This is a genomic window from Stackebrandtia sp. (assembly GCF_035643755.1).
Classification (GTDB): Bacteria; Actinomycetota; Actinomycetes; order Mycobacteriales; family Micromonosporaceae; genus Stackebrandtia.
On the sequence record NZ_DASQPW010000286.1, the window covers coordinates 1 to 22,168 of the forward strand.

25 protein-coding genes and 1 riboswitch are annotated in these 22,168 nt (G+C 71.0%); of the genes, 18 read left to right on the forward strand and 7 right to left on the reverse strand.

From position 1 onward, the window contains the following. The 3 genes from VE172_RS22315 to VE172_RS22325 form a co-directional block, all read left to right on the forward strand. Nucleotides 1-789, forward strand: a 789-nt coding sequence (locus VE172_RS22315; RefSeq protein WP_324804211.1) for an NAD(P)-dependent oxidoreductase, incomplete at its 5' end; no start/stop codon positions are given. Next, nucleotides 786-1,181, forward strand: coding sequence for a RidA family protein (locus VE172_RS22320; protein WP_324804212.1), 396 nt, complete (start codon nt 786-788; stop codon nt 1,179-1,181). The genes VE172_RS22315 and VE172_RS22320, both read left to right, overlap by 4 nt. A 56-nt stretch (nt 1,182-1,237) precedes the next feature. Beyond that, a complete protein-coding gene (locus tag VE172_RS22325) occupies nt 1,238-2,068 on the forward strand; it encodes an aldo/keto reductase (protein WP_324804213.1) in 831 nt (276 codons plus the stop codon). Here VE172_RS22325 and VE172_RS22330 read toward each other — a convergent pair. Next, nucleotides 2,065-3,066: an aldo/keto reductase gene (locus tag VE172_RS22330; protein WP_324804214.1), complete on the reverse strand. Its 1,002-nt coding sequence runs from the start codon at nt 3,064-3,066 to the stop codon at nt 2,065-2,067. The genes VE172_RS22325 and VE172_RS22330 overlap by 4 nt on opposite strands. 122 nt (nt 3,067-3,188) lie before the next feature. On the opposite strand from VE172_RS22330, the gene VE172_RS22335 reads away from it, so the two are divergent. Next, on the forward strand, nt 3,189-4,076 hold the full coding sequence (locus VE172_RS22335; RefSeq protein ID WP_324804215.1) for a hypothetical protein: 888 nt from the start codon (nt 3,189-3,191) through the stop codon (nt 4,074-4,076). Here VE172_RS22335 and VE172_RS22340 read toward each other — a convergent pair. Then, complete coding sequence (locus VE172_RS22340; RefSeq protein WP_324804216.1) at nt 4,073-4,630, reverse strand: hypothetical protein; 558 nt, start codon at nt 4,628-4,630, stop codon at nt 4,073-4,075. The two genes, VE172_RS22335 and VE172_RS22340, sit on opposite strands and share 4 nt — an antisense overlap. Before the next feature lie 95 nt (nt 4,631-4,725). Here VE172_RS22340 and VE172_RS22345 point away from each other — a divergent pair, with 95 nt between their 5' ends. Further along, nucleotides 4,726-5,667 (forward strand): sugar kinase, encoded by a 942-nt coding sequence (locus VE172_RS22345; protein WP_324804217.1) that lies wholly within the window; start codon nt 4,726-4,728, stop codon nt 5,665-5,667. A gap of 8 nt (nt 5,668-5,675) precedes the next feature. Further along, nucleotides 5,676-6,299, forward strand: a complete 624-nt coding sequence (locus tag VE172_RS22350; RefSeq protein WP_324804218.1) for a bifunctional 4-hydroxy-2-oxoglutarate aldolase/2-dehydro-3-deoxy-phosphogluconate aldolase — start codon at nt 5,676-5,678, stop codon at nt 6,297-6,299. Here the strand turns inward: VE172_RS22350 and VE172_RS22355 are convergent. After that, nucleotides 6,296-7,255 carry an SDR family NAD(P)-dependent oxidoreductase gene (locus VE172_RS22355; protein WP_324804219.1) on the reverse strand — a complete coding sequence of 320 codons (960 nt, stop codon included), beginning with the start codon at nt 7,253-7,255 and terminating at the stop codon, nt 6,296-6,298. The genes VE172_RS22350 and VE172_RS22355 overlap by 4 nt on opposite strands. Nucleotides 7,256-7,393: 138 nt before the next feature. On the opposite strand from VE172_RS22355, the gene hisI reads away from it, so the two are divergent. Genes hisI through VE172_RS22390 form a run of 7 tightly spaced genes read left to right on the forward strand, consistent with a single transcriptional unit; the run spans nt 7,394 to nt 13,384 of the window. Next, the gene (gene hisI, locus VE172_RS22360; RefSeq protein ID WP_324804220.1) at nt 7,394-7,756 is read left to right on the forward strand and encodes a phosphoribosyl-AMP cyclohydrolase; all 363 of its coding nucleotides are present in this window, start codon (nt 7,394-7,396) and stop codon (nt 7,754-7,756) included. Beyond that, nucleotides 7,753-8,307, forward strand: coding sequence for a Trp biosynthesis-associated membrane protein (locus VE172_RS22365; protein WP_324804221.1), 555 nt, complete (start codon nt 7,753-7,755; stop codon nt 8,305-8,307). The genes hisI and VE172_RS22365 overlap by 4 nt, the downstream gene beginning before the upstream one ends. Before the next feature lie 2 nt (nt 8,308-8,309). Continuing rightward, nucleotides 8,310-9,113, forward strand: coding sequence for an indole-3-glycerol phosphate synthase TrpC (trpC, locus tag VE172_RS22370; protein ID WP_349258497.1), 804 nt, complete (start codon nt 8,310-8,312; stop codon nt 9,111-9,113). Continuing rightward, nucleotides 9,110-10,327, forward strand: coding sequence for a tryptophan synthase subunit beta (gene trpB / locus VE172_RS22375; RefSeq protein WP_324804223.1), 1,218 nt, complete (start codon nt 9,110-9,112; stop codon nt 10,325-10,327). The genes trpC and trpB overlap by 4 nt, the downstream gene beginning before the upstream one ends. Then, a complete protein-coding gene (trpA, locus tag VE172_RS22380) occupies nt 10,324-11,124 on the forward strand; it encodes a tryptophan synthase subunit alpha (protein WP_324804224.1) in 801 nt (266 codons plus the stop codon). Before trpB ends, trpA begins: the two co-directional genes overlap by 4 nt. Nucleotides 11,125-11,143: 19 nt before the next feature. Then, the gene (gene lgt / locus VE172_RS22385) at nt 11,144-12,208 is read left to right on the forward strand and encodes a prolipoprotein diacylglyceryl transferase (RefSeq protein WP_324804225.1); all 1,065 of its coding nucleotides are present in this window, start codon (nt 11,144-11,146) and stop codon (nt 12,206-12,208) included. Nucleotides 12,209-12,214: 6 nt separating this feature from the next. Then, complete coding sequence (locus VE172_RS22390) at nt 12,215-13,384, forward strand: FAD-dependent oxidoreductase (RefSeq protein WP_324804226.1); 1,170 nt, start codon at nt 12,215-12,217, stop codon at nt 13,382-13,384. Between the two features lie 235 nt (nt 13,385-13,619). Here the strand turns inward: VE172_RS22390 and VE172_RS22395 are convergent, their stop codons facing one another. Further along, a complete protein-coding gene (locus VE172_RS22395; protein WP_324804227.1) occupies nt 13,620-13,742 on the reverse strand; it encodes a hypothetical protein in 123 nt (40 codons plus the stop codon). Nucleotides 13,743-13,868: 126 nt separating this feature from the next. Here VE172_RS22395 and VE172_RS22400 point away from each other — a divergent pair, with 126 nt between their 5' ends. Together VE172_RS22400 and aspS are read left to right on the forward strand one after the other, a co-directional pair. Continuing rightward, on the forward strand, nt 13,869-15,071 hold the full coding sequence (locus tag VE172_RS22400; protein ID WP_324804228.1) for an MFS transporter: 1,203 nt from the start codon (nt 13,869-13,871) through the stop codon (nt 15,069-15,071). A gap of 74 nt (nt 15,072-15,145) precedes the next feature. Beyond that, nucleotides 15,146-16,918 carry an aspartate--tRNA ligase gene (aspS, locus tag VE172_RS22405; RefSeq protein ID WP_324804229.1) on the forward strand — a complete coding sequence of 591 codons (1,773 nt, stop codon included), beginning with the start codon at nt 15,146-15,148 and terminating at the stop codon, nt 16,916-16,918. A gap of 18 nt (nt 16,919-16,936) precedes the next feature. Here aspS and VE172_RS22410 read toward each other — a convergent pair whose 3' ends face one another. After that, complete coding sequence (locus VE172_RS22410; protein WP_324804230.1) at nt 16,937-17,707, reverse strand: SDR family NAD(P)-dependent oxidoreductase; 771 nt, start codon at nt 17,705-17,707, stop codon at nt 16,937-16,939. A gap of 7 nt (nt 17,708-17,714) precedes the next feature. Next, entirely contained in the window at nt 17,715-18,482 is a 768-nt protein-coding gene (gene erm / locus VE172_RS22415; protein ID WP_324804231.1) for an ErmE/ErmH/ErmO/ErmR family 23S rRNA (adenine(2058)-N(6))-methyltransferase, read from the reverse strand. A 382-nt stretch (nt 18,483-18,864) separates the two neighbouring features. Then, nucleotides 18,865-18,992, forward strand: a riboswitch (FMN riboswitch). Between the two features lie 85 nt (nt 18,993-19,077). Here erm and VE172_RS22420 point away from each other — a divergent pair. From VE172_RS22420 to ribH, 3 genes are read left to right on the forward strand one after another with little or no spacing between them, the layout of a single operon-like run. Further along, the gene (locus VE172_RS22420; protein ID WP_324804232.1) at nt 19,078-19,659 is read left to right on the forward strand and encodes a riboflavin synthase; all 582 of its coding nucleotides are present in this window, start codon (nt 19,078-19,080) and stop codon (nt 19,657-19,659) included. Then, on the forward strand, nt 19,656-20,873 hold the full coding sequence (locus VE172_RS22425; RefSeq protein WP_324804233.1) for a bifunctional 3,4-dihydroxy-2-butanone-4-phosphate synthase/GTP cyclohydrolase II: 1,218 nt from the start codon (nt 19,656-19,658) through the stop codon (nt 20,871-20,873). Before VE172_RS22420 ends, VE172_RS22425 begins: the two co-directional genes overlap by 4 nt. Beyond that, nucleotides 20,873-21,343, forward strand: a complete 471-nt coding sequence (gene ribH, locus VE172_RS22430) for a 6,7-dimethyl-8-ribityllumazine synthase (protein WP_324804234.1) — start codon at nt 20,873-20,875, stop codon at nt 21,341-21,343. The genes VE172_RS22425 and ribH overlap by 1 nt, the downstream gene beginning before the upstream one ends. Here the strand turns inward: ribH and VE172_RS22435 are convergent, their stop codons facing one another. After that, nucleotides 21,344-21,967 (reverse strand): glycoside hydrolase domain-containing protein, encoded by a 624-nt coding sequence (locus tag VE172_RS22435; RefSeq protein WP_324804235.1) that lies wholly within the window; start codon nt 21,965-21,967, stop codon nt 21,344-21,346. Between the last annotated feature and the right edge of the window lie 201 nt (nt 21,968-22,168).

Sequence of the window (22,168 nt, forward strand, 5' to 3'; positions counted from 1 at the left end):
CTGCGCGACGCCGGCTTCGACATCACGGCGTGGAACCGCGACACCCGCCGCGCCGACCCGCTGCGCGCCCACGGCGTCGCGGTCGCCGCCAGCCCCGCCGAGGCCGTCGCCCGGGCCGAGGCGGTCATCGTCAACGTCGCCGGCGCCGAGGCCGTCCACGACATCCTCCTCGGCGCGGGCGACGCGGCGGCTCACATCGATCCGTCCACGGTGGTCCTCCAGATGTCCACCATCGGACCCGAGGCCACCGCTCGACTGGCGCGCGCCCTGCCCGAAGCCGTCCGCCTGCTGGACGCGCCGGTGAAGGGCAGCACCCCCGCGGTGCTCGCCGGAACGCTCGGCCTCCTGATCGGCGGCAGCGACGACGACATCGCCGCCGCCCGCCCCGTGCTCGACGCCCTGGGGACGGTCGTCCACTGTGGCGAAGTCGGGGCGGGCGCGGCGGCCAAGCTGCTGGTGAACGCGGCCCTGATCGCGTCCGTCACCTCGCTGGCCGAGGTCGCGGCGGTCGCCGAGGGCCTGGGCATCGACGAGGACCAGCGCGTCGAGCTGCTGGGCGCCACGCCGCTGGCGGGCGTCCTCGCCAGCTACACCGGCACCGGCGGCAACTTCCCGGTCTACCTGGCCGCCAAGGACCTTCACCTCGCCGTGCGCTCCGCGGCCGGCGAGGTTCCGGCGCTTCGGGCCATGGCCGACACATTGGACGCGGCCGCGTCCGAACCCGACAAAGGACTGTGGACGGTGGCGGAACACCTTCGCCCCGCACCCGACAAAGGAGACAACGCGTGAAGAAGACAGTGGACAACCCCGCGGGCGTCGTGACGCCGCGCAACGCCTACTCGCAGGTGGTGAGGGTCGACATCGGCGACGGCGCCCTGCTGTACGTGGCGGGCCAGATCGCGTTCAACGCCGAGCGCGAGTTCATCGGCGCGGGCGACCTCCGCGCCCAGGCCGAGCAGGTCTTCGCGTCCCTGTCGACGATCCTGGCCTCGCAGGGGGCGACGTTCGACAACGTCGTCAGCGTGCGCACCTACCTCACCGACATCACGCGGCTCCAGGAGTACGCCGCGGTGCTCGCCGAACACGTCACCGACGCCCCACCCGCCTCGGCCACCGTGGAGGTGTCCCGGCTGTTCCATCCCGACGCGCTGATCGAAACCGAGGTGGTCGCCGCGGTCTGAGATGCATGCTGGGAGGCGGAGATTTTGACGTCAACACACGAAGAGGATGATGTGCCGTGACGCAGTCACCCATCACGACGCTGAACGACGGCGCGCCCATGCCGCAGCTGGGCTTCGGGGTCTTCCAGGTGCCCGACGACGAGGCCGCCGGCGCGGTGAGTACCGCGATCGCCAGCGGTTACCGCAGCATCGACACCGCCGCGGTATACCGCAACGAAAGCGGTGTGGGACAAGGAATCGCCGAGTCGGACGTGGCGCGCGAGGACCTGTTCATCACCACCAAGCTGGGCAACGACGACCAGGGGTACGACGACGCCCTGAAGGCGTTCGACGCCTCCCTGTCCCGGCTCGGACTGGACTATGTGGACCTCTACCTGATCCACTGGCCGCTGCCCGGCGTCGACCGCTACATCGACACCTGGCGCGCCTTCGAACGCATCGCCTCCGAGGGCCGCGCCAAGTCCATTGGGGTGTCGAACTTCCAGATCCCGCACCTGGAACGGCTGGCCGCCGAGTCCGAGGTGACGCCCGCGCTCAACCAGATCGAGCTGCACCCGTGGCTCACCCAGGTCGACCTGCGCGAGTACCACCGCGAGCACGGCATCGCCACCGAGGCGTGGAGCCCGCTGGGTAAGGGCGGGCGGCTGCTGGCCGACCCGGTGCTCACCGACATCGCCGCCGCGCACGGCAAGTCCGCCGCGCAGGTGGTGCTGCGCTGGCACCTCCAGGTGGGCAACGTGGTGATCCCGAAATCGGTGACGCCGTCGCGGATCCGCGACAACATCGACGTCTTCGACTTCGCGCTCACCGACGCCGAGATGGCCCGCGTGGAGGGCCTGAATCGCGACACCCGCCTCGGCCCCGACCCGGACCGGCTGGGCGCCTAGGCGGGCCTCTCGCTGTCCAGCATCGCCATCTGGGCCGCGTCGTAGCGGTCCCCGGCCACCGCCGTGCTGGGGACCGCCGCCTCGATGGCGGCCAGGTCGTCGGCGGACAGATCCAGCTCGGCGGCGCGCAGCGACTCGCCGAGGCGCTCGCGGGTGCGGGCGCCCACCAGCGGGACGATGTCGTCGCCGCGCGAGGCTACCCAGGCGATCGCGGCCTGCGCCGCGGTGGCGTCGGAGGACTCGGCGACGGCGCGCAGCGCGTCCACCAGCGCCAGGTTGGCGTCGACGTTGCCCGCGGCGAAGCGCGGGCTGTGGGAGCGGAAGTCGCCGGGCGCGGTGTCGCGGTCGGGCCTCCAGTGACCGCTGATCAGCCCGCGCGACAGCACGCCGTAGGCGGTGATCCCGATGCCCAGTTCCCTTGCGGTGGGCAGGATCTCGGCCTCGATGCCGCGCGAGATCAGCGAGTATTCGATCTGGAGGTCGCCGATCGGGTGAACCGCCGCGGCCCGGCGCAGGGTGTCTGCGCCCATTTCGGACAGACCGATGTGGCGGACGAATCCCTCGTCCACCAGGGTCGCGATGGTGCCGACGGTGTCCTCGATCGGGACGTCGGGGTCGAGGCGGGCGGGCCGATAGATGTCGACGTGGTCGGTGCCGAGCCGCCGCAGGGTCTGGGCCAGCGCGTTCTTGATCGCCACCGGGCGGGTGTCGATGCCGATGAAGCCGCCGTGGGGGTCGCGCAGGGCCCCGAACTTGACGCTGATGACCAGCTCGTCGCGGGAGTGGGACTCCAGGGCGCGGCGCAGCAGGAGTTCGTTGTGGCCGGAACCGTAGAAGTCGCCGGTGTCGAGCAGGGTGATCCCGGCGTCGACGGCGGCGTCGATGGTGGCCAGCGACTCCGCCTCGTCGGCGGGGCCGTAGAAGTCGGACATCCCCATCAGCCCGAGACCGAGGGCGGAGACGACGGGGCCGGTGGTGCCGAGTTGACGCGTACGCATGCCGCTCACCCTATCGGCCGTGAGGCGGGCGGACGGCCCGATCGCAGCATTGCGAATTGTCAATGAGTCTATGGAAGGATCGGTCGCTTACCACTCGGTAAGTGAAAGCGAGGAAACTCTCGATGCGAAAACGCCTGCTGGCCGCCATTGTGGCGACCTCCGCGGTGGCCCTCACCGCGATCGCCTACACCGCAACGGCCTCGGCCGATCCCCAACCCCACCCAACACTCACCACGCACGCGACGACGAGCAAGGCCACAAGGGACGCCCCCGGCGATTACTGGACGCCCCGGCGTATCGCCGCCGCCAAACCCAAGCCCGCACCCAAGGTGGACTCCGGCATCGCGACGAAGTCCCACAAGGGAGCCGAGACGGTGATCCCCGGCACCTCCGTCGACGGCAAGGCCGTCACCGAATCCATCGGGCGGCTGCTGTTCTCCGACGACACCGGCGACTACATCTGCTCGGCCACGGTGATCTCCAGCCAGAACAAGTCCGTCATCGCCACCGCCCGGCACTGCGGCTTCAACTCCGGCGGCAAGAACTACCGCTTCGCCCCCAACTACAACCAGGGCAACGCCCCCTATGGATGGTGGGACTGGAAGTCGGCGGGCTGGGTCACCGGCGGCGACGGTATCACCGACGACTACGCCTTCATCGTCCTGAACCAGCAGGACGGCAAGTCCGTGGGCGACGTGGTCGGCTCCACGGGCGTCGCGTTCAACAAGGACATCGGCGTCGACGCCCACATCGTGGGCATCCCGGGCGCCACCGACGCGGTCACCCAGTGCACCGGCAAGGCGTACGCCGGTCCGCAAAGCCAGCAGCTGATGGACAACTGCGACGGCATGAGCGGCGGCGCCAGCGGCGGTGCCTGGGTGGTCGACTACCAGGGCGACGGCTCCGCCACCCAGACCGGCACCTACTTCGGCAGCTACGGCGACGCCGCGGCCGGCAGCTACTTCGACGACGACGCCAAGGGCGTCTACGACGGCGCCCAGACCGCCTAGCTCGACGCGCCGGCGGACGACGCCACCCGCGCCACCGCCCATGTGCTGGACGCCAGCAGGGTCACCCCCGAGGCGACACCGCTGACGATCGGCACCCAGGCGACGGCGGGCGTCGCGGTCATGACGAGGCCCGCGACGCCCGCCACGGCGAGGATCCCGCCGACCACGCCGATGCTGACGCGCTTCCACACCGGAGCCAGGGCGATGAAGTGGACGCCGACGACCAGGGCGATCCAGGCGACGTTGGCCTCCTCGGGCGCCCTGAGCAGGCGCAGCACCGCGATGCCGCCCACCAGGGCCACCACCTCGGCCAGCACCACCCAGCGGTAGCCGCGGCCGAACATCGAGGCCCCCGAGGCCGGCTCGGGCGGGGTCTCCCGCTGATCCCGCCGACGAATCACGACGGACATCGCGGCGATGGCGCACACGGCCAGGATCGCGAGGATGCTCAGGATGACGCCGAAGGGTTCCGGCAGCGGGGCGTGGGCGTTGACAACGACGAAGGCGGCGCCGAAAACCGCGCCGATAAACGCACCCACCATAAGCTGTCGCATCGGGCAAACTTACCCGTCATGCCGCCATCACGGGATCGGGCGATTCGATACAGTGCCATCGTTAACCCCTTGCGCCATTCTCGCAGGAGATCAAGTTGAATATCGCGGCCCCCAGTCCTGTCTTTGACGTCATCAGCATCGGAGAAGCCATGGCGCTGGTGGCACCCGATCCGCCCGCGCCCCTGCGGAACGGGCCGACTTTGAGACTCGGTGTCGCGGGGGCGGAGTCCAATGTGGCGACCTATCTGGCCTTGTTGGGTGCCCGCGCCTCGTGGGCGGGGCGCGTCGGAAACGACCCGTTCGGGGAGCTGATTCGCAAGCAGCTGGCCGCCGTGGGCGCCGACATCTCGGTGGTGGAGGTGGACGGCGACGCGCCCACCGGGGTGTACTTCAAGGACCCCGAGCACAACCGCACCAAGGTGTACTACTACCGCCAGAACTCGGCCGCCACCCGGATGGGGCGCGACGTGTTGACCCGCTTGCCCGCCTCGCACCTGGTTCACCTGACGGGCATCACCGCGGCCCTGTCGGACTCCTGCCTCGACATGATGGTGCACGCGCTGATGGACCGCCCGCTCGGCGAGACGGTGATGAGCTTCGACGTCAACTTCCGTCCGCAGCTGTGGTCGACGGACACCGCCTCGTCGGTGTTGCGCACCCTCGCCGCCTCCGCGGACCTGGTTTTCGTCGGGCGCGACGAGGCCGAGGTGCTATGGGGGACAAAGAAACCCGACGACATCCGCATGACCCTGCCCACCCCGCAGACCCTCGTGGTCAAGGACGCCGAGATCGGCGCGACCTTCTACACCGGCACCTCGCCGGGGGTGTTCGTGGAGGCGCCGGTGGTCAAGGTGGTGGAGCCCGTGGGCGCGGGCGACGCCTTCGCCGCCGGGTTCCTGTTCGGGCTGTTGCGACGGGCCTCACCGGCGGCTAGGCTGCGACTCGGCCACCTGCTGGCGGCGGGAACGCTGCGGGTTTCCGGCGACGTTGGACAGATACCGAGCGCGGCCCAGATCGCCGCGGTCCTGCGAGATTGAGGCACACCATGACGCACCCTCCCGTGGCCGGTTTCGACGAACTGTTCGGCGAAAGCCGCGTGATGGTGATCCTGCGCGGCCACACGCCCGACGAGACCGTGGCGCTGGCCCACCTGGCCTGGGACGCGGGCGTCGACCTGCTCGAGGTGACCATCGGCGAGCCCGGGCAGGTCGCGGCGCTGGCGGCAACGGTCGCCGCGGGGCGTCAGCGCGGCAAGCGCGTCGGCGCCGGCACCGTCGTCTCGGCGTCTCATGTGGACCAGGCGTCCGCGACGGGCGCGGAGTTCACCGTGGCGCCCGGTTTCGACGCCCGGGTGCTGGCGGCCAGCACCGCCGCCGGCCTGCCGCACCTGCCGGGCGTGGGCACCGCCACCGAGGTGCACCTGGCCCTGTCGCACGGCTGCACCTGGCTGAAGGCCTTCCCCGCCAACGCCCTGGGCCCGGCATGGTTTCGCGCCATCCGCGGGCCCTTCCCGCACGTGAACCTCGTCGCCACCGGCGGCATCACGGTGGAGTCGGCCACCGACTTTCTGGACGCCGGGGCCCGCGTCACCGGCCTGGGAGCGGCATTGTCCACTCCGGACGCGGTGCGCGGGCTCGGCGAGCTGGCGGCGCTGCGGTTCGGGTCTTAGGCGAAGGCGTCGACGCCCGTCAGCTCCGCCGACAGCTCCCACAACCGGGCGGCCTGCTCGGGGTCCGTGGCGTGGGCGTGGACGCCGCCGCGCGCACCCTCCTGGACCGCGGGCTCGGCGATGTCGCAGTCCTCACAGTAGACACCGCCCATGCCGTCCAGCCGCGGCGAGGTCGCGGCCCACACCTGGGTGGCCGCCCCCGCCTCCGGGGTCTTGAACTGGAGCTCCGGCCGGGCGTTGCCGTTCTCGTCAACCCAGCCCAGGTCGCGCTTGTCCGCCTCGCTCATGTGGCGCTGCAGCGGCGTGAGGATGCCGCCGGGGTGAAGCGAGAACGCCCGCACGCCCGCGGCCTCGCCGCGCCTGTCGAGCTCCAGGGCGAACAGGGCGTTGGCGGTCTTGGACTGGCCGTACGCCAGCCACCGGTCGTAGGCGTCGGCGGTGAAGTGGATGTCGTCCCAGCGGATGCCCGACATCCGATGGGCGGCAGAAGAAACGGCCACTACGCGGGAGCCGGGACGCAGCGCCGGCCACAGCCGGTTGACCAGGGCGAAGTGTCCCAAGTGGTTGGTGGCGAACTGGGACTCCCAGCCGTCGCCGACCCGGGCCTCGGGGCAGGCCATGATCCCGGCGCTGTTGATCATGAGATCGATGCCGCGTCCGCCGTCCAGGATCCCGTCGGCGAAGCCCGCGACACTGTCGAGATCGGACAGATCGAGCTCGCTGAGCTCGACGCGATCGATGCCGTCGACAGCGGCCCGGGCGGTGTCCGGGCGGCGCGCCCCGACGATGATGTCGGCCCCGGCGTCCGACAGCGCGCGGGTGGTCTCCAGGCCGAGGCCGGAGTACCCGCCGGTGACGACGGCGAGCCTGCCCGCCAGGTCGACTCCCTTGAGGACCTCGGCGGCCGTGGTGTCGCGTCCGAATCCCGAACCGATCTTGTGCTGCGGTGATGTCATGGCGCGAAGCGTACGACCTCGAGTCGGCTCGAGGCCAAGTTCGCCGAATGTCCGACGCGTCACGGGTTTCGCGGCCCCGAAGCGCCGGCACTGACCCGAGTGAGTGAGCGATCCCGGCTTCGGCGAGAATCAGTGATCGTGGAATCACCGTCCAAGCTGTCGACAGACATCAGCGGGCGTTTGAAGCGCGACGCTCACGGCCTGGTCGCCGCCGTCGTCCAGGAACACGACACCGGTGAGGTGCTCATGCTGGCGTGGATGAACGATGAGGCGCTCCACCGCACGCTCTCGACCGGGCGCGCCACGTACTTCTCCCGATCCCGGCAACGCCTGTGGGTCAAGGGCGAGACCTCCGGCAACACCCAGCGCGTGATGTCGGTGGCCCTCGACTGCGACGGCGACGCGGTGCTGCTGCGCGTCCGGCAGACCGGCCCCGCCTGCCACACCGGCACCCGCACCTGCTTCACCGGGCGCGAACTGCCGCTGGGGGAGGAGTCATGAGCAACCCGAAGCGCGTCATGACGATCGCGATCCTCGCCGGGCTCGCCTCCGCCGGGGCCGCGCTGTACGCCGCGACCCGCGTCTGGAGCCACACCAGCCACGCGCGCCCCTCCCCGCTGCCGCCCGAGACCATCACCCAGACCGGCGGCCAACTCGCCGCCTGGTCGGTCCCCGCCGCCGTGGTGGGCCTGGCCGGGGTCATCGCGCTGATCGCCACCGGCGGCGCCGCCCGACGCGTCGTGACCGCGTGCGTGGGGCTGGCCGGAATCGGCTGCGTCGCCGCGGGCGGCTACGGCAGCGTCACCGACACCGGCGTCTGGCCCGTCGTCACCCTGATCGCGGGGATCGCGGTGCTGGCCGTGGCGGTCGTGGCGTGGCAGCGCGGCCCGTCGTGGCCCACCATGTCCGCCCGCTACGACCGCGCCGAGGCCAAGCCGCGCGCCGCCGTAGCAGACGACCCCGCGGCGATGTGGGACGCCCTCGATAACGGAGTAGATCCGACCTCGCTTAGTATCGGCGAAACGGCGCCGGGAGAGGAGTGCGCGCGGTGAGTGTGCTCGACGAAATCATCGCCGGAGTCGCCGCCGACGTGGACGAACGCCAGCGACGAGTTCCGATGGATAAGATCCGTGCCCTTGCGGAGAAGACCCCCGGTCCCCTGGACGCCTTCGCGATCCTCAAGGGGCCCGGCGTCGGCGTCATCGCCGAGGTGAAACGCTCCTCACCGTCCAAAGGGGAGCTTGCCGAGATTCCCGACCCCGCGCAGCTGGCCTGCGAGTACGCCGCCGGCGGGGCCCGCGCGATCAGCGTCCTGACCGAGGCGAACTACTTCCGCGGCAACCTCGACGACCTGGACGCGGTGCGAGCCGCGGTGCGGGTTCCCGTGCTGCGCAAGGACTTCATCATCTCCAGCTACCAGGTGCACGAGGCGCGCGCCCACGGCGCCGACCTGGTGCTGCTCATCGTGGCCGCGCTCGAACAGAACGCCCTGGTGTCGCTTCTGGAGCGCGTCGAGTCGCTGGGCATGACCGCCCTGGTCGAGATCCACGACGAGGACGAGGCCGACCGCGCCCTGGCCGCCGGCGCCCGCGTCATCGGCGTCAACGCCCGCGACCTGCGCACCCTCAAGGTCGACAAGTCGGTGTTCGAACGCGTCGCCCCGGGCCTGCCCGCCGGGGTCGTCAAGATCGCCGAATCCGGCGTCCGCGACGCCCGCGACCTGCTGCGCTACGCGTCGGTGGGCGCCGACGCCGTGTTGGTCGGCGAGGGCCTGGTCACCAACAAGACCCCCCGCGAGGCCGTCGCCGACCTGGTGACCGCCGGAAGCCACCCGTCCACGCCCCGCCCGGTTCGATGAGCGCGCCGCGGCCCGACGCGTTCGGCCACTGGGGACGGTACGGAGGCCGCTTCGTCCCCGAGGCGCTGGTCGTCGCCCTCGACGAGCTGGAGGCGGCGCATCAAAAGGCGCTGACCGACGACGCCTTCAAGGCCGAGTTCGCCACGCTGCTGCGCGAGTACGCCGGCTGCCCCTCCCTGCTGTACCACGCGAGGCGGCTGTCGGACGAGCTCGGCGTGCGGGTGCTGCTGAAGCGCGAGGACCTCAACCACACCGGCGCCCACAAGATCCGCAACGTGCTGGGTCAGGCGCTGCTCACCAAGCGGCTGCTCGGCAAGTCGCGCATCATCGCCGAGACCGGCGCCGGACAGCACGGCGTCGCCTCGGCCACCGCGGCGGCGTACCTCGATCTGGAGTGCACTGTCTACATGGGTGCCGAGGACTGCCGTCGGCAGGCCCTCAACGTGGCGCGCATGAGAATGCTTGGCGCCGAAGTGATCCCGGTGACCAACGGCTCGCAGACGCTGAAGGACTCCATCAACGAGGCGCTGCGCGAATGGGTGTCCACCGTCGACACCACGCACTATCTGCTGGGCACCGTCGCCGGGCCCCACCCGTTCCCGGCGCTGGTGCGCGACCTGGTGTCGGGCATCGGCACCGAGGCCCGCGCCCAATGCCTGGACCAGTTCGGGCGGCTGCCCGACGCGGTGGCCGCCTGCGTCGGCGGCGGCTCCAACGCCATGGGGATCTTCCACGCGTTCGTCGACGACGCCGACGTGGGCCTGTACGGCTTCGAGGCGGGCGGACGCGGCACCGGCATCGGCGAGCACGGCGCCACCCTGGCGCTGGGCAGCCCCGGCGTCCTGCACGGCGCGCGCAGCTACGTGATGCAGGACGACGACGGGCAGATCATCGAGTCCTACTCGATCTCGGCGGGCCTGGACTACCCGTCCGTCGGCCCCGAACACGCCTGGCTCAAGGACTCCGGCCGCGCCACCTACGAAGCCGTCACCGACGCCGACGCCATGGACGCCTTCAAGACGCTGTGCCGCACCGAGGGCATCATCCCCGCGCTGGAGAGCGCCCACGCCGTGGCCGGGGCGATCCGGCTGGCGCCGCGGCTGCGCGAGACGCACGGTGCCGACGCCACCATCGTGGTGTGCCTGTCGGGCCGCGGCGACAAGGACATGGAGACCGCCGCCGACTACTTCGGACTGACGGGAGACGCCCGGTGAGTGTCGCGTCCGCCTTCGCCGCCGCGCGCGCCGCCGGCCGCGCCGCCCTGGTCGGCTACCTGCCCGCGGGATATCCCACAGTGGATGATTCGATCGCGGCCATCAAGACCATGGTGGACGCCGGCTGCGACATCGTCGAGGTCGGCCTGCCCTACTCCGACCCGGTGCTGGACGGCCCCGTCATCCAGAAGGCCGCCGCCACCGCCCTGGCCAACGGGACCCGCACCCGCGAGGTGCTGCGCGTCGTGGAGTCCGCCGCGTCCTTCGGCGCCCCGGTGCTCGTGATGACCTACTGGAACCCGGTCGAGAAGCACGGCGTGGACGCCTTCGCCCGCGACCTCGCCTCCGCCGGGGGAGCCGGTCTGATCACGCCCGACCTGATCCCCGACGAGGCCGACGAATGGCTGGCCGCCTCCGACGCCCACGACCTGGACCGGGTGTTCCTGGTGGCGCCGTCGTCGACGCCCGAGCGCATCGCCCGCACCGTCGCGGCCACCCGCGGCTTCGTGTACGCGCAGTCCATCATGGGCATCACCGGCGCGCGCGACAGCACCTCCAGCGCCGCCCCCGCCCTGGTGGAGCGCACCCGCGCGGCCACGAAGCTGCCGATCGGCGTCGGGCTGGGCGTGCGCAACGGCGACCAGGCCGCCGAGGTCGCCGGCTACGCCGACGCCGTCATCGTGGGCTCGGCGATGGTCTCCTGCCTCGCCGACGCCGACGGCCCCGCCGCCGGTCTCGAGGCGCTGCGGACCCTGACCACCGACCTGGCCGACGGCGTGTCACGGGTCTCCACGTGACCCGGTAACGTGTCTCGCCGTGGACTACGCGTACATCCCCAGCCCCCCGAAAAGCGAGTGGGACATCCCGCTGCCCTTCTCCATTTTGGGCGTGGACCATATTCCGATCCGGGCCTACGCGCTGTGCATCATCGCGGGCATCATCGTCGCCTGCTGGATCACCGAGGCGCGGCTGCGTAAGCGCGGGGCCCCGCGTGGCTTCATCTTCGACCTGGCGATCTGGGCGGTGCCGTTCGGCATCATCGGTGGACGCATCTACCACCTGATCACCTCGCCGGACGCCTACTTCGGTTCCGGCCCCGACGCCAATCCGTGGAACGCCTTCGCGATCTGGAACGGCGGGCTCGGCATCCCCGGAGCCGTGCTGTTGGGCGGCGTCGGCGTGTGGATCGCCTGCCGCCTCGCCAAGGTGCCGTTCTCCATGGTGGCCGACAGCCTGGCCCCGGGATTGCCGCTGGCGCAAGCGATCGGGCGACTGGGCAACTGGTTCAACCAGGAGCTGTTCGGCAAGCCCACCACGCACTGGTGGGGCCTGAAGATCGACCCGATCCACCAGACCGACATCCCCGGCCAGTTCACCGGCGCCGCCGCCTACGAGCCGACCTTTCTGTACGAGCTGATCTGGGACGCGGGCATCGCGGGGCTCATCCTGTGGCTGGACCGCCGCTTCAAGTTCGGCGCCGGACGCGCCTTCGCCATCTACGTGCTGTGCTACGGCGTCGGCCGCTTCATCGTGGAGAGCCGCCGCATCGACATCGCCCACGCGTTCCTCGGCCTGCGGGTCAACGAGTGGATGTCGGTGGCCATGGTGGTCGGCGCGATCATCTACCTGATCCGGGTGCAGGGCAAGCGCCAGGCACTGATGCCCGACGCGGACGGCACGCTGCACCTGGTGGACTGGGAGCAGTACCGGCCCGGCAAGGAATGGACCGCGCCCGACACCGAGGACGCCGCGGCCGCCGACACCGACGCCGACACCGACGAGAACGCCGAATCCCCCACGGATCCCGACGACGATGCCGACGCGGACGAGGCCCCCGCCGACGCGGAGTCCGAGGCCGTCGCCGACGACGCCAAAAAGTAGGCGGCGATGTCGGCACAGCGTCGCGCGGTCATCGTGGGGGCGGGCATCGCCGGTCTCGCCACGGCGATCGCGCTGGAGAAGGCCGGTTGGCGGGTGGCCCTGCTGGAACGCGGGGACCGACTGCGCGGCGACAACAGCGGGGTCCTGTTGCGCCCCAACGCGGTTCGCGCGCTGCGGTCGCTGGATCTGGGCCTGGCGCTCGACGCCATCGCCACCCCGGTGGCCCAGGCGCGGCTGCGCCGCAGCGACGGACACGTCCTGGCCGCCGCCGACGCCGAGACCCTCGACCGCCCCGGCGCCCGCACCGTCGCCGTGCATCGCGCCGACCTGATCGAGGCGCTGGTGGCCGCGCTCGGCGACCGCGTCGAGGTCCACACCGGAATCACCGCGACCCACATCGACCTGGTGCACCCCGCCGCCGGCGACCGCCACCGCCGCTGGCAGGCCGACCTGCTGATCGGCGCCGACGGAATCGGCAGCGCGGTGCGCGCCGGCCTCGACGCCGCCAGCAAGGTGCGGGGCACCGCGCAGGTGGCGTTCCAGGCGATGATCCCGACTCACCGCGGCCAGGAACTCACCGACCTCGGCGGCGAGACCCGCGGCACCGGCGGACGCCGCTTCCTGTTCGTGCCCATGGGAAAGCGCGGCATCTATTGGATGGCGGTGGTGCGCGGCGGCCTGCGTCCGGAGCCCGCCAAGGTGCGGCACGAGCTGCTGGCCCGCTGGTTCGCCGACTGGCACGACCCCATCGGCGATCTGATCAAGAACACCCGCCCCGAGGAGATCACCCAGACGGAGCTGTCCCAGCTGCAGCCGCTGCCCCGCCACTTCACCCACATCGACGACGCCTCGGGCGCGGCGCTGGTGGGCGACGCGGCCCACGCCCTGCCCCCCGACCGGGGTCTCGGCGGCGGGCTGGCCCTCGAGGACGCCGTGACCCTGGGAATCTGCCTCACCGGCCGAGGCGTGGCCGACGGGCTGCGCCGCTACGAGGCCGAGCGCCGGCTGCGGGTTGTGAAGCTGTTCCGCGCCGCCCACCGGATGGACGCGGTGTTCGGCTCGCGCGGCAAGCTGCCCGCCGCCGTCCGCAACCGCCTGGCCCGCGCCACGGGCGAACACTGGTTCGGACGCGGCGCCCCGGGTACCGACGACTGGCGGCCCCCGGGCACCGATTGATCGGTCGCGGCCCCACGCGAGACGTCGAGCGCGCAGGCCGGCGCCTCGAAGTTGGCGTGATCGAACCAGGTGGCGCGGATGCGTGCGTTGTTGCCGTTCGGCGTCATCAGCGGCGATGCCGTGGCCCACGACCCACGACGCGAGCGTGGCGAGATACGCGTAGTGCGTCGTCGGCGTCCCCGTCAGCGCCGACAGGACGTTGAAGGTCGCGTCGGCGACGGCAGCGGGACGACCCTCACCAGGTCGTCGTCGCCGACACATTGACCACGATTCGGTTGCCGTCCAGCCGCAGACCCGCCAGGGCGCCGCGGGGAGGCCGGAATATCTCTCCCGCTCCGATGACCCCGATGCGTCTCATGCCGTCCATCCTCGCCCCCGAGGGAATCCGCGGACCGACCGGTGCTGTCGGCGGAATCACCCCGCCTGGTGATCGCCACTGTCGCACCCGTCCGTCACTATGGTGCGCGGAGGTGTGATCAGCGAGATGTCCTTTGGCCCTTACCGTGCGGTGCTCGCCCAGCCCGGAGTCAGGCGGCTCCTGTTGGGCGGTTTCCTTGCCCGTGTGCCGTACGCGGCCATGGGACTGTCGCTCACCCTCTTCGTGCGTTTCGGCCTGGACCAGGGCTATTTCGAGGCCGGGCTGGTCGGCGCGGCCTTCGTGATCGGTGCCGCGATCGGCTCGACTGTGCATGGACGCGTCGCCGACCGCGCGGGCATCCGCCCGGTGCTGGCACTGACGTCGGTGGCGATGGGTGCCTTCTGGCTCACCGTCCCGCTGATGCCGTATCCGGTGCTTCTGGGCCTGGCGCTGTTCGCCGGGGTGCTCAACCTCCCGGTCTTCATCGTGGTGCGTCAGCCCCTGGCGGCCATGATCCCCGAGGCGCAGCGCCGCACCGCCTACGCGCTGGACTCCACATTGGTCGAAATCACGTTCATGATCGGACCCGCGCTGGCCACCGTGATGTCGGCGGCGGCCGCGCCACAGATCATGCCGATCGCCATCGGCCTGTGGGCCCCCCTGGCCGGGGCCTTCCTGTGGTGGGTCAACCCGCGCACCCGCGCCGAGCACGAGACCACCGACGCCGTGCGGCCCCCGCGCCGCCAATGGCTGACCGGCCCCATGATCGCGATGCTCATCGCCGGGGTCGGCGCCACCGTGACCCTCGGCGGCTCCGACGTCGCCATCGTGTCCACCCTGGAGAGCCACTCCGAGATGGGGCAGGCGTGGGCCGTGATGGCGGTGTGGGCGCTGTACTCCCTGCTGGGCGGCTTCGCCTTCGGCACCACCGACCGTCACGTCAACCCCCTGGTGCTGCTGGCCGTCATGGGCGCCGCCACCATCCCGCTCGGCCTGCTCGGCAACTGGTGGCTGCTCGGCCTCGGCCTGATCCCCGCCGGGCTGGTCACCGCCCCCAGCATCGCCGCCAGCGTCGACCGGGTGTCCAAACTGGCGCCGCCGTCGGTGCGCGGCGAGGCCATGGGCATGCACGGCTCGGCCATCACGCTGGGCTCGGCGATCGGCGCCCCCCTGGTGGGCCTGGCCGTGGACCACATCGGCGCCCCCTGGGGCTTCGTGGCCGCCGGAGCGGGTTCCCTGGTCGCCACCGGCGGCGCCGCCCTGCTGGCGCGCACCCGCGACCGCGGCGACACCCCGGCCGAACCCCGGCCCGCCGCGGCCACCGCCTGATCGCGGGCCCCATCGGGCTGCGTACGATAATCGGCGTTGCCTTAACTTCCTCGCCAAACCGGGAGCCGAAAACCGTGTACCGCACCAACCGCGCCGGTGAGCTGCGCGCCGCCGATGTCGACAAGACCGTCACGCTGTCCGGCTGGGTGGACCGCCGCCGCGACCACGGCGGCGTGGAGTTCATCGACCTGCGCGACGCGTCCGGTGTGGCCCAGGTGGTGTTCCGCGACTCCGAGGCGGCCAAGCAGGCACACGAGCTGCGCAACGAGTTCTGCGTCCAGGTGACCGGCGTGGTGTCGCGCAGGCCCGACGGCAATGAGAATCCCGAGCTGCCCACCGGCGAGATCGAGGTGGTGGCCGACCGGCTGACGGTGCTGTCGTCGGCGGCCCCGCTGCCGCTGCCCATCGACGACAAGGTCGACGTCGGCGAGGACGTCCGGCTCAAGCACCGCTACCTGGACCTGCGCCGCACCGGCCCCGCCACCGCCATCCGGCTGCGCAGCGAGGCCAACCGGATCGCCCGCGAACTGCTGCACGACGAGGGCTTCGTCGAGATCGAGACCCCGACCCTCACCCGGTCCACGCCGGAGGGCGCCCGCGACTTCCTGGTGCCGGTGCGCCTGCAGCCGGGCACCTGGTACGCGCTTCCGCAGTCGCCCCAGCTGTTCAAGCAGCTGCTCATGGTGGCCGGGTTCGAGCGGTACTACCAGATCGCCCGCTGCTACCGGGACGAGGACTTCCGCGCCGACCGGCAGCCGGAGTTCACCCAGCTGGACATCGAGGCGTCCTTTGTGGTGGAGGACGACATCATCGCGCTGGGGGAGAAGGTGGTGACCGCGCTGTGGAAGAACCTCGCGGGCCACGAGATCACCGGCGCGATCCCGCGCATCACCTGGCGCGAGGCCATGGGCCGCTACGGTTCCGACAAGCCGGATCTGCGCTTCGGCGTCGAGCTGGTCGACCTGTCGTCCTATCTGGAGGGAAGCGAGTTCCGGGTGTTCTCGGGCGCGCTGGCCGCCGGGGGACACGTGGGCGCGGTCGTGATGCCCGGCGGGGCCTCGCAGACCCGCAAGCAGCTCGACGGCTGGCAGGACTGGGCGAAGGCCCGCGGCGCCAGGGGATTGGCGTACGTGCTGTTCGACGAGCACACCGGCGAGCCGCGCGGCCCGGTCGCCAAGAACCTGTCGCAGGCGCACTTGGACGGACTGGCCGCCGCGACCGGCGCCAAGCCCGGCGACGCGGTGTTCTTCGCCGCCTCCGCCGACAAGATCGAGGCCCTGGAACTGTTGGGGGCGGCCCGTCTGGAGATCGGACGGCGCTGCGAACTCATCAATGAGGACGAATGGGCGTTCTGCTGGGTGGTGGATGCCCCCATGTTCGGCAAGACCGACGAGGGCGGCTGGACCTCCCTGCACCACCCGTTCACCTCGCCGAACTCCGACTGGGCCGCCAACTTCCAGGACGACCCGGGCGAGGCGCTGGCGTACGCGTACGACATCGTGTGCAACGGCAACGAGATCGGCGGCGGTTCGATCCGTATCCACGACGCCGAGATGCAAAGCCGGGTCTTCGAGACCCTCGGCATCGACGAGGCCGAGGCGAGCGAGAAGTTCGGCTTCCTGCTGGAGGCGTTCCAGTACGGCCCGCCGCCGCACGGCGGAATCGCCTTCGGCTGGGACCGGGTCTGCACGCTGCTGTCCAAGGCGGACTCGATCCGCGAGGTGATCGCCTTCCCGAAGAGCCGCGGCGGCCACGACCCGCTGACCGGCGCCCCCACCACCATCACCGCGCAGCAGCGCAAGGAGGCCGGTGTGGACGCCAAACCCGAGGCCAAGCAGCAGTCCTGACAGCGGGGCTCGGTGGCGTCAGGTCACCGAGAAGCCGCCGTCCACGTAGATCTCCTGTCCGGTGAGATAGGACGACGCCGCGCTGGCCAGGAAGACGGTGGTGCCGGCGAAGTCCTGCGGCAATCCGTTGCGGCCCACCATGGTCCGCGCCGCTAGGGCGTCGGCGCGGCCCGAGGCGACGTGCACGTGACCCAGGCGGGTGAGCACGAAGCCGGGGACCACCGTGTGACAGCAGACCCCGCGCCCCGACCACGCCTCGGCCTGGGACCGGGTCAGGCCCGTGATCGCGGCCTTGGACACCCCGTAGGCGCCGCTGTTGCCGAAGGCGCGGTGCGCCTGCTGCGAGCCGACGTTGATGACGCGTCCCCAGCCGCGCTCGGCCATCCCGGGCCCGAAGCGTTGGCCCAGCAGGAAAGCGGCGTCGACGTTGACCCTCATGCACAGGTCCCAGTCGTCGGCCGACAGCTCGTCCATGTGCGGGCGGGGGTTGACGCCCGCCGCGCACACCAGGATGTCGGGCTCGCCGACCGCGGCGACGGCCTCGTCGGCGGCGCGGGCCACCTGGGAGCGGTCGGCCAGGTCGGCCGACACCGCCCGCGCCGTCACACCCGCGGCCTCCAGCTGTTGGACGGCCGCGGCCAGGCCCTCGGGTTGCCGCGCCACGATGGCGACCCTGGCGCCCGCGCGGCCCAGGGCCTCGGCCATGGCGAAGCCGATTCCGGTGCTGCCGCCCGTGACCAGGGCGACGCGACCGTCCAATCCGAACATTTCTCTCAGGTACGCCGACATTGGCGGATCATATCCGCGCCACCTCAAGAAACAGCCCGATCCACTGCGTGGGAGTGACGTAGCCGACCACGGCCCGCGGGTCCACGCCGACGTGTCGAAACGCCGCGCCCACCGCGCGGGAACCGTACGGGTGGCGCAGCGAGGCGGCCAGGCTGCCGCCGACCCCCGAGAATCCCCGCTCCACGAAGCGCCGGTACTCGCCCAGCGCCTCGCGGGGCACCAGCGGCAGCGGGCGGCGCGTCAGCCGCAGGATTCCCGAGTCCACCCGCGGCACGGGGTCGAACTTCTCGCGCCCGACGCGGCCCGCGAGCTCCCATTCGAAGCGCGGCCAGGTGGACACGGTGAGCAGGCTGTGGCGCCCGTAGTCGCCCGAGCGCTTGCGGGCGTATTCCAGCTGCGTCACCAGGGTGGCGCCGGTGAGGGCGCGCGCTTCCAGGCACCACTGGACGATGGACGAGGTGCGGGAGTACGGAATGTTGGCCACCACGGCGAAGTCGCCGCGCGGCGGCGAGGTGGACAGGAAGTCGCGGTGTACACAGTGCACCCGCGGGTCGTCGGCGAAGCGGTGGCGCAGGCGGCGCGACAGCGCCGGGTCGAGCTCGTAGGCCAGCACCTTGCGGGCCTTGCGGGCGATGGCGCGGGTGAGGATGCCGTCGCCGGGTCCCGCCTCGACGATCAGGTCGTCGCGGGTGACGCCCGCGAGGCGCACCACGGCGGCGGCCACCGCCGGGTCGGTGAGGAAGTTTTGCGACAGGTGTCGGCGATTGCGTGACATGCGTTGAGTCCCTTTTGGAAGACAGGCAGGCCACAAAGGACACGATAGTCGCGTGTGGAAATCGGGAGAATGAAGCGGCCCGCCTTGAGATGAATGGTTGCCTCAAGGGGCCTCGACCGCGCGACCCATCGGTCGGCAGACGCCGTCAGATAAACGAAAGCGGGGCGTCGCGGCCGAAGCCTACGCCGCCGCCCGCGGACGCGCCACGAGCGCGTGGGACCAGGCGGCGAGCGCTTGGCCGTTGATGTCTATTTCTCCCACGCCGCGAGACGATACGCCGTCGCCGGCGCCGGGCGCAAGCGGGTTTCGGGGGGACTGTGAATTCGGGCACCTGGCGGGTTCGCGACCGCCGTCGCGTGGCAGACTTCTGGATGACCAGCATGCGCGCTGGCGGGGTCGGTGAAATTCCGAACCGGCGGTTAAAGCCCGCGACCCGATCGCATCCAGCGATCGGTTGACTCGGTGAGATTCCGGGGCCGACGGTGAGAGTCCGGATGGTAGTTGGCGCGCGAGTGTACGCATCGTCCGATGTGTACGCGACTCGCTGTTTCCCCGCCTGCCGTGTGCCCATACCGTAGGTAAGGGAACACGAGGAATGTTTACCGGAATTGTCGAAGAACTCGGCGAGATCGTCGAGATCGTCCCCGGCGGGCTGTCGATTCGCGGCCCGCTCGTCACCTCAGACGCACGCCACGGCGACTCGATCGCCGTCAACGGCGTGTGCCTCACCGTCGTCGCCGTCGACGGCGACGTCTTCACCGTCGACGTCATGGGCGAGACCTACCGTCGCACGGCCCTGGAGACGCTGAAGCGCGGCGACGTCTGCAACCTGGAACGCGCGGTGCGCGCCGACGCCCGGCTCGGCGGTCACATCGTCCAGGGCCACGTGGACGGCGTGAGCTGGATTCTGTCGCGCGAACCCGCCGCCGAGTGGGAGACCGTCACCTTCTCCATCCCCGATGGACTGTCGAAGTACATCGTGGAGAAGGGTTCGGTCGCCGTCGACGGCGTGTCGCTCACCGTCACCGCGGTTGACGGAGGCTCGTTCAGCGTCGGCCTGATCCCGACCACCCTGAAGCTGACCACCTTGGGGCACAAGCAAGGCGGCGACAGCGTCCACCTGGAAACCGACGTGCTGGCTCGGCACGTGGAGAAGCTGATGGGAGCCGCGGCATGACCACTGTGGAAACCGTCGCCTCCGCGATCGCGGACATCGCCGCGGGCAAGCCCGTCATCGTCGTCGACGACGCCGACCGCGAGAACGAGGGCGACCTGATCTTCGCCGCGGAGAAGGCCACGCCCGAACTGTTGGCCTTCATGATCCGCTACACCTCGGGCTACATCTGCGCGCCGTTGACCACCGCCGACGCCGACCGCCTCGGGCTGCCGCCGCAGTTCCACACCAACCAGGATCGGCGCGGCACCGCCTACACCGTGACGGTGGACGCCCGCGACACCGCCAGCACGGGGATCTCGGCCGCCGACCGCTGCCACACCATCCACCTGCTGGCCGACCCCGACACCAAACCCGAGGACCTGACCCGTCCCGGCCACATGGTTCCCCTGCGGGCCATGGACGGCGGCGTGCTGCGCCGCCCTGGCCACACCGAGGCGGCCATCGACCTGGCGGTGCTGGCGGGCCTGCGTCCCGCGGGCGTGCTGTGCGAACTGGTCAACGACGACGGCACCATGAAGCGCCTACCCGACCTGCGCGAATTCGCCGACGAGCACGGCCTGCGCCTGATCAGCATCGCCGACCTGATCGCCTACCGCCGCCACACCGAACAGCAGGTCACCAGGGCCGCCGACACCAAGCTGCCCACCGCGCACGGCGAGTTCCGCGCCATCGGCTATCGGAGCGAGATCGACGGCGGCGAGCACATCGCGCTGGTGCGCGGCGAGATCGGCGACGGTGCCGACGTCCTGGTGCGGGTGCACTCCGAGTGCCTCACGGGCGACGCCTTCGGCTCGCTGCGTTGCGATTGCGGGCCCCAGTTGCAGGCCGCGATGCGCGCGGTGGCGGCCGAGGGCCGCGGCGTGGTGCTGTACATGCGCGGCCACGAGGGGCGCGGCATCGGCCTGCTGCACAAGCTCCAGGCATACCAGCTCCAGGACGGCGGACGCGACACAGTGGACGCCAACCTGGATCTGGGTCTGCCCGCCGACGCCCGCGACTACGGCACCGGGGCACAGATCCTCGCTGATCTCGGCGTCACGTCGATGCGGCTGCTGACCAACAATCCCGCCAAGCGCGCGGGCATCGAGGGCTTCGGACTCACCGTCAACGGCCGGGTCCCGCTGCCCGGCGCGGTGCGCCCCGAGAACCTCGCGTACCTGCGCACCAAGCGCGACCGCATGGGCCACCTGCTGGAGAACCTGGAGGCCGTCTGATGGCCGGATACGGCGCACCCGCCGAGGTCGCCGCGGACGCCGCGGGACTGCGGCTCGGCATCGTCGCGACGCGTTGGCACGCCGACCTGGTGGACCAGATGGTGGACCGCGCTCGGGCCGCCGCCAAGGCCAGCGGCGTCACCGACGTCCGCGTGGCCCGGGTGGCGGGTTCGGTGGAGCTTCCCGTGGTGGCCCAGGCCCTGGCGCGCCGCTGCGACGCGGTGGTGGCGCTGGGCGTGGTGGTGCGCGGCGACACCGCGCACTTCGACTACGTGTGCAAGGCCGTCACCGAGGGCCTCACCCGGGTGGCGCTGGACGAATCCACCCCGGTGGCGCACGGCGTCCTGACCGTCAACACCGACGCCCAGGCCCGCGACCGCGCGGGCTTCGCCGACTCCAGTGAGGACAAGGGCTGGGGCTCGACGGTGGCGGCCCTGGACGCCGCGCTGACGATCCGCGCTCTGGAGTGATCACCCGGCGTCTGCGATCTTCCACTGTCCATAGTCGTCGGACATGGCGCGGTCACGATCGCAGGCGCCCCCGGCGATCGTGACGTTGTTGTCGTACTGCTGCATGCTGAGGCCCTGGCGCCAATGCGGGTCGTCAGGGTCCTTGCGCGCGCTTTCCGAGGGGAATCCGCTCCAGGCGTAGGTTTGCCACAGCCACTGGATTCCCTTGCCCGCCATGTAATCCACGACGCGTCGGCCGCCGTACACGCCGACCCGCTCCTTGCCGATCACCGAGGCGGCGCCCTCGAGATACGCATAGCAGGTGGACAGTTGGTCGGCGGTGGCGTCGAAGTCCACCGAGAAGTAGATCGGCCTGTCGTCTCCGCCGCCGGCCGCCCTGTGCAGGCGATCGGCCTCGGTGGCGAACGTGGCCCCGGAGTCGCGTCCCTTCAGGGCATCGCCGGATTCGTTCTCCCAGTTGGACACCACGAACAGGCCGGCGTCGTTGAGCTTGCCGACCTCGGACTTGGACATGTTCTTGTCGTCGTTGTACGACAGGTACCGCACGGCGAACTTCGCGCCGTAATCGGACAGACCGGAGGGTGAGGGTCGGTCGTAGGAGTAATCGACACCTTCAGTGGGCATTTCGACTCCTCTCGAGTGAGGACGATGCGTTACCTCCATGGTATCCGGCTAGTGACGCAACGCAAACGGCGTTCGCGCCCAATCGGCCACTGTGGATGACAGGGCGGCGCGCGGGACGCGGCGATCACATCGTCCCGACGCGGGGGCTTTGGCCAGGTGGTCGCGGATAGGATGCGACGTGATCTCACCAGACAAGCAGGG

Excerpts from the sequence above, each read along its gene's own strand:
- VE172_RS22425 (WP_324804233.1), top strand. The coding sequence starts at position 19,656 with ATGACCACTGTGGAAACCGTCGCCTCCGCGATCGCGGACATCGCCGCG.
- VE172_RS22340 (WP_324804216.1), bottom strand. The coding sequence starts at position 4,630 with ATGCGACAGCTTATGGTGGGTGCGTTTATCGGCGCGGTTTTCGGCGCC.
- VE172_RS22395 (WP_324804227.1), bottom strand. The coding sequence starts at position 13,742 with ATGAGACGCATCGGGGTCATCGGAGCGGGAGAGATATTCCGGCCTCCC.
- VE172_RS22335 (WP_324804215.1), top strand. The coding sequence starts at position 3,189 with ATGCGAAAACGCCTGCTGGCCGCCATTGTGGCGACCTCCGCGGTGGCC.
- trpB (WP_324804223.1), top strand. The coding sequence starts at position 9,110 with ATGAGCGCGCCGCGGCCCGACGCGTTCGGCCACTGGGGACGGTACGGA.
- VE172_RS22410 (WP_324804230.1), bottom strand. The coding sequence starts at position 17,707 with ATGTCGGCGTACCTGAGAGAAATGTTCGGATTGGACGGTCGCGTCGCC.
- VE172_RS22390 (WP_324804226.1), top strand. The coding sequence starts at position 12,215 with ATGTCGGCACAGCGTCGCGCGGTCATCGTGGGGGCGGGCATCGCCGGT.
- VE172_RS22420 (WP_324804232.1), top strand. The coding sequence starts at position 19,078 with ATGTTTACCGGAATTGTCGAAGAACTCGGCGAGATCGTCGAGATCGTC.
- ribH (WP_324804234.1), top strand. The coding sequence starts at position 20,873 with ATGGCCGGATACGGCGCACCCGCCGAGGTCGCCGCGGACGCCGCGGGA.
- VE172_RS22400 (WP_324804228.1), top strand. The coding sequence starts at position 13,869 with ATGTCCTTTGGCCCTTACCGTGCGGTGCTCGCCCAGCCCGGAGTCAGG.
- VE172_RS22330 (WP_324804214.1), bottom strand. The coding sequence starts at position 3,066 with ATGCGTACGCGTCAACTCGGCACCACCGGCCCCGTCGTCTCCGCCCTC.
- VE172_RS22365 (WP_324804221.1), top strand. The coding sequence starts at position 7,753 with ATGAGCAACCCGAAGCGCGTCATGACGATCGCGATCCTCGCCGGGCTC.
- erm (WP_324804231.1), bottom strand. The coding sequence starts at position 18,482 with ATGTCACGCAATCGCCGACACCTGTCGCAAAACTTCCTCACCGACCCG.
- VE172_RS22350 (WP_324804218.1), top strand. The coding sequence starts at position 5,676 with ATGACGCACCCTCCCGTGGCCGGTTTCGACGAACTGTTCGGCGAAAGC.
- VE172_RS22435 (WP_324804235.1), bottom strand. The coding sequence starts at position 21,967 with ATGCCCACTGAAGGTGTCGATTACTCCTACGACCGACCCTCACCCTCC.
- VE172_RS22355 (WP_324804219.1), bottom strand. The coding sequence starts at position 7,255 with ATGACATCACCGCAGCACAAGATCGGTTCGGGATTCGGACGCGACACC.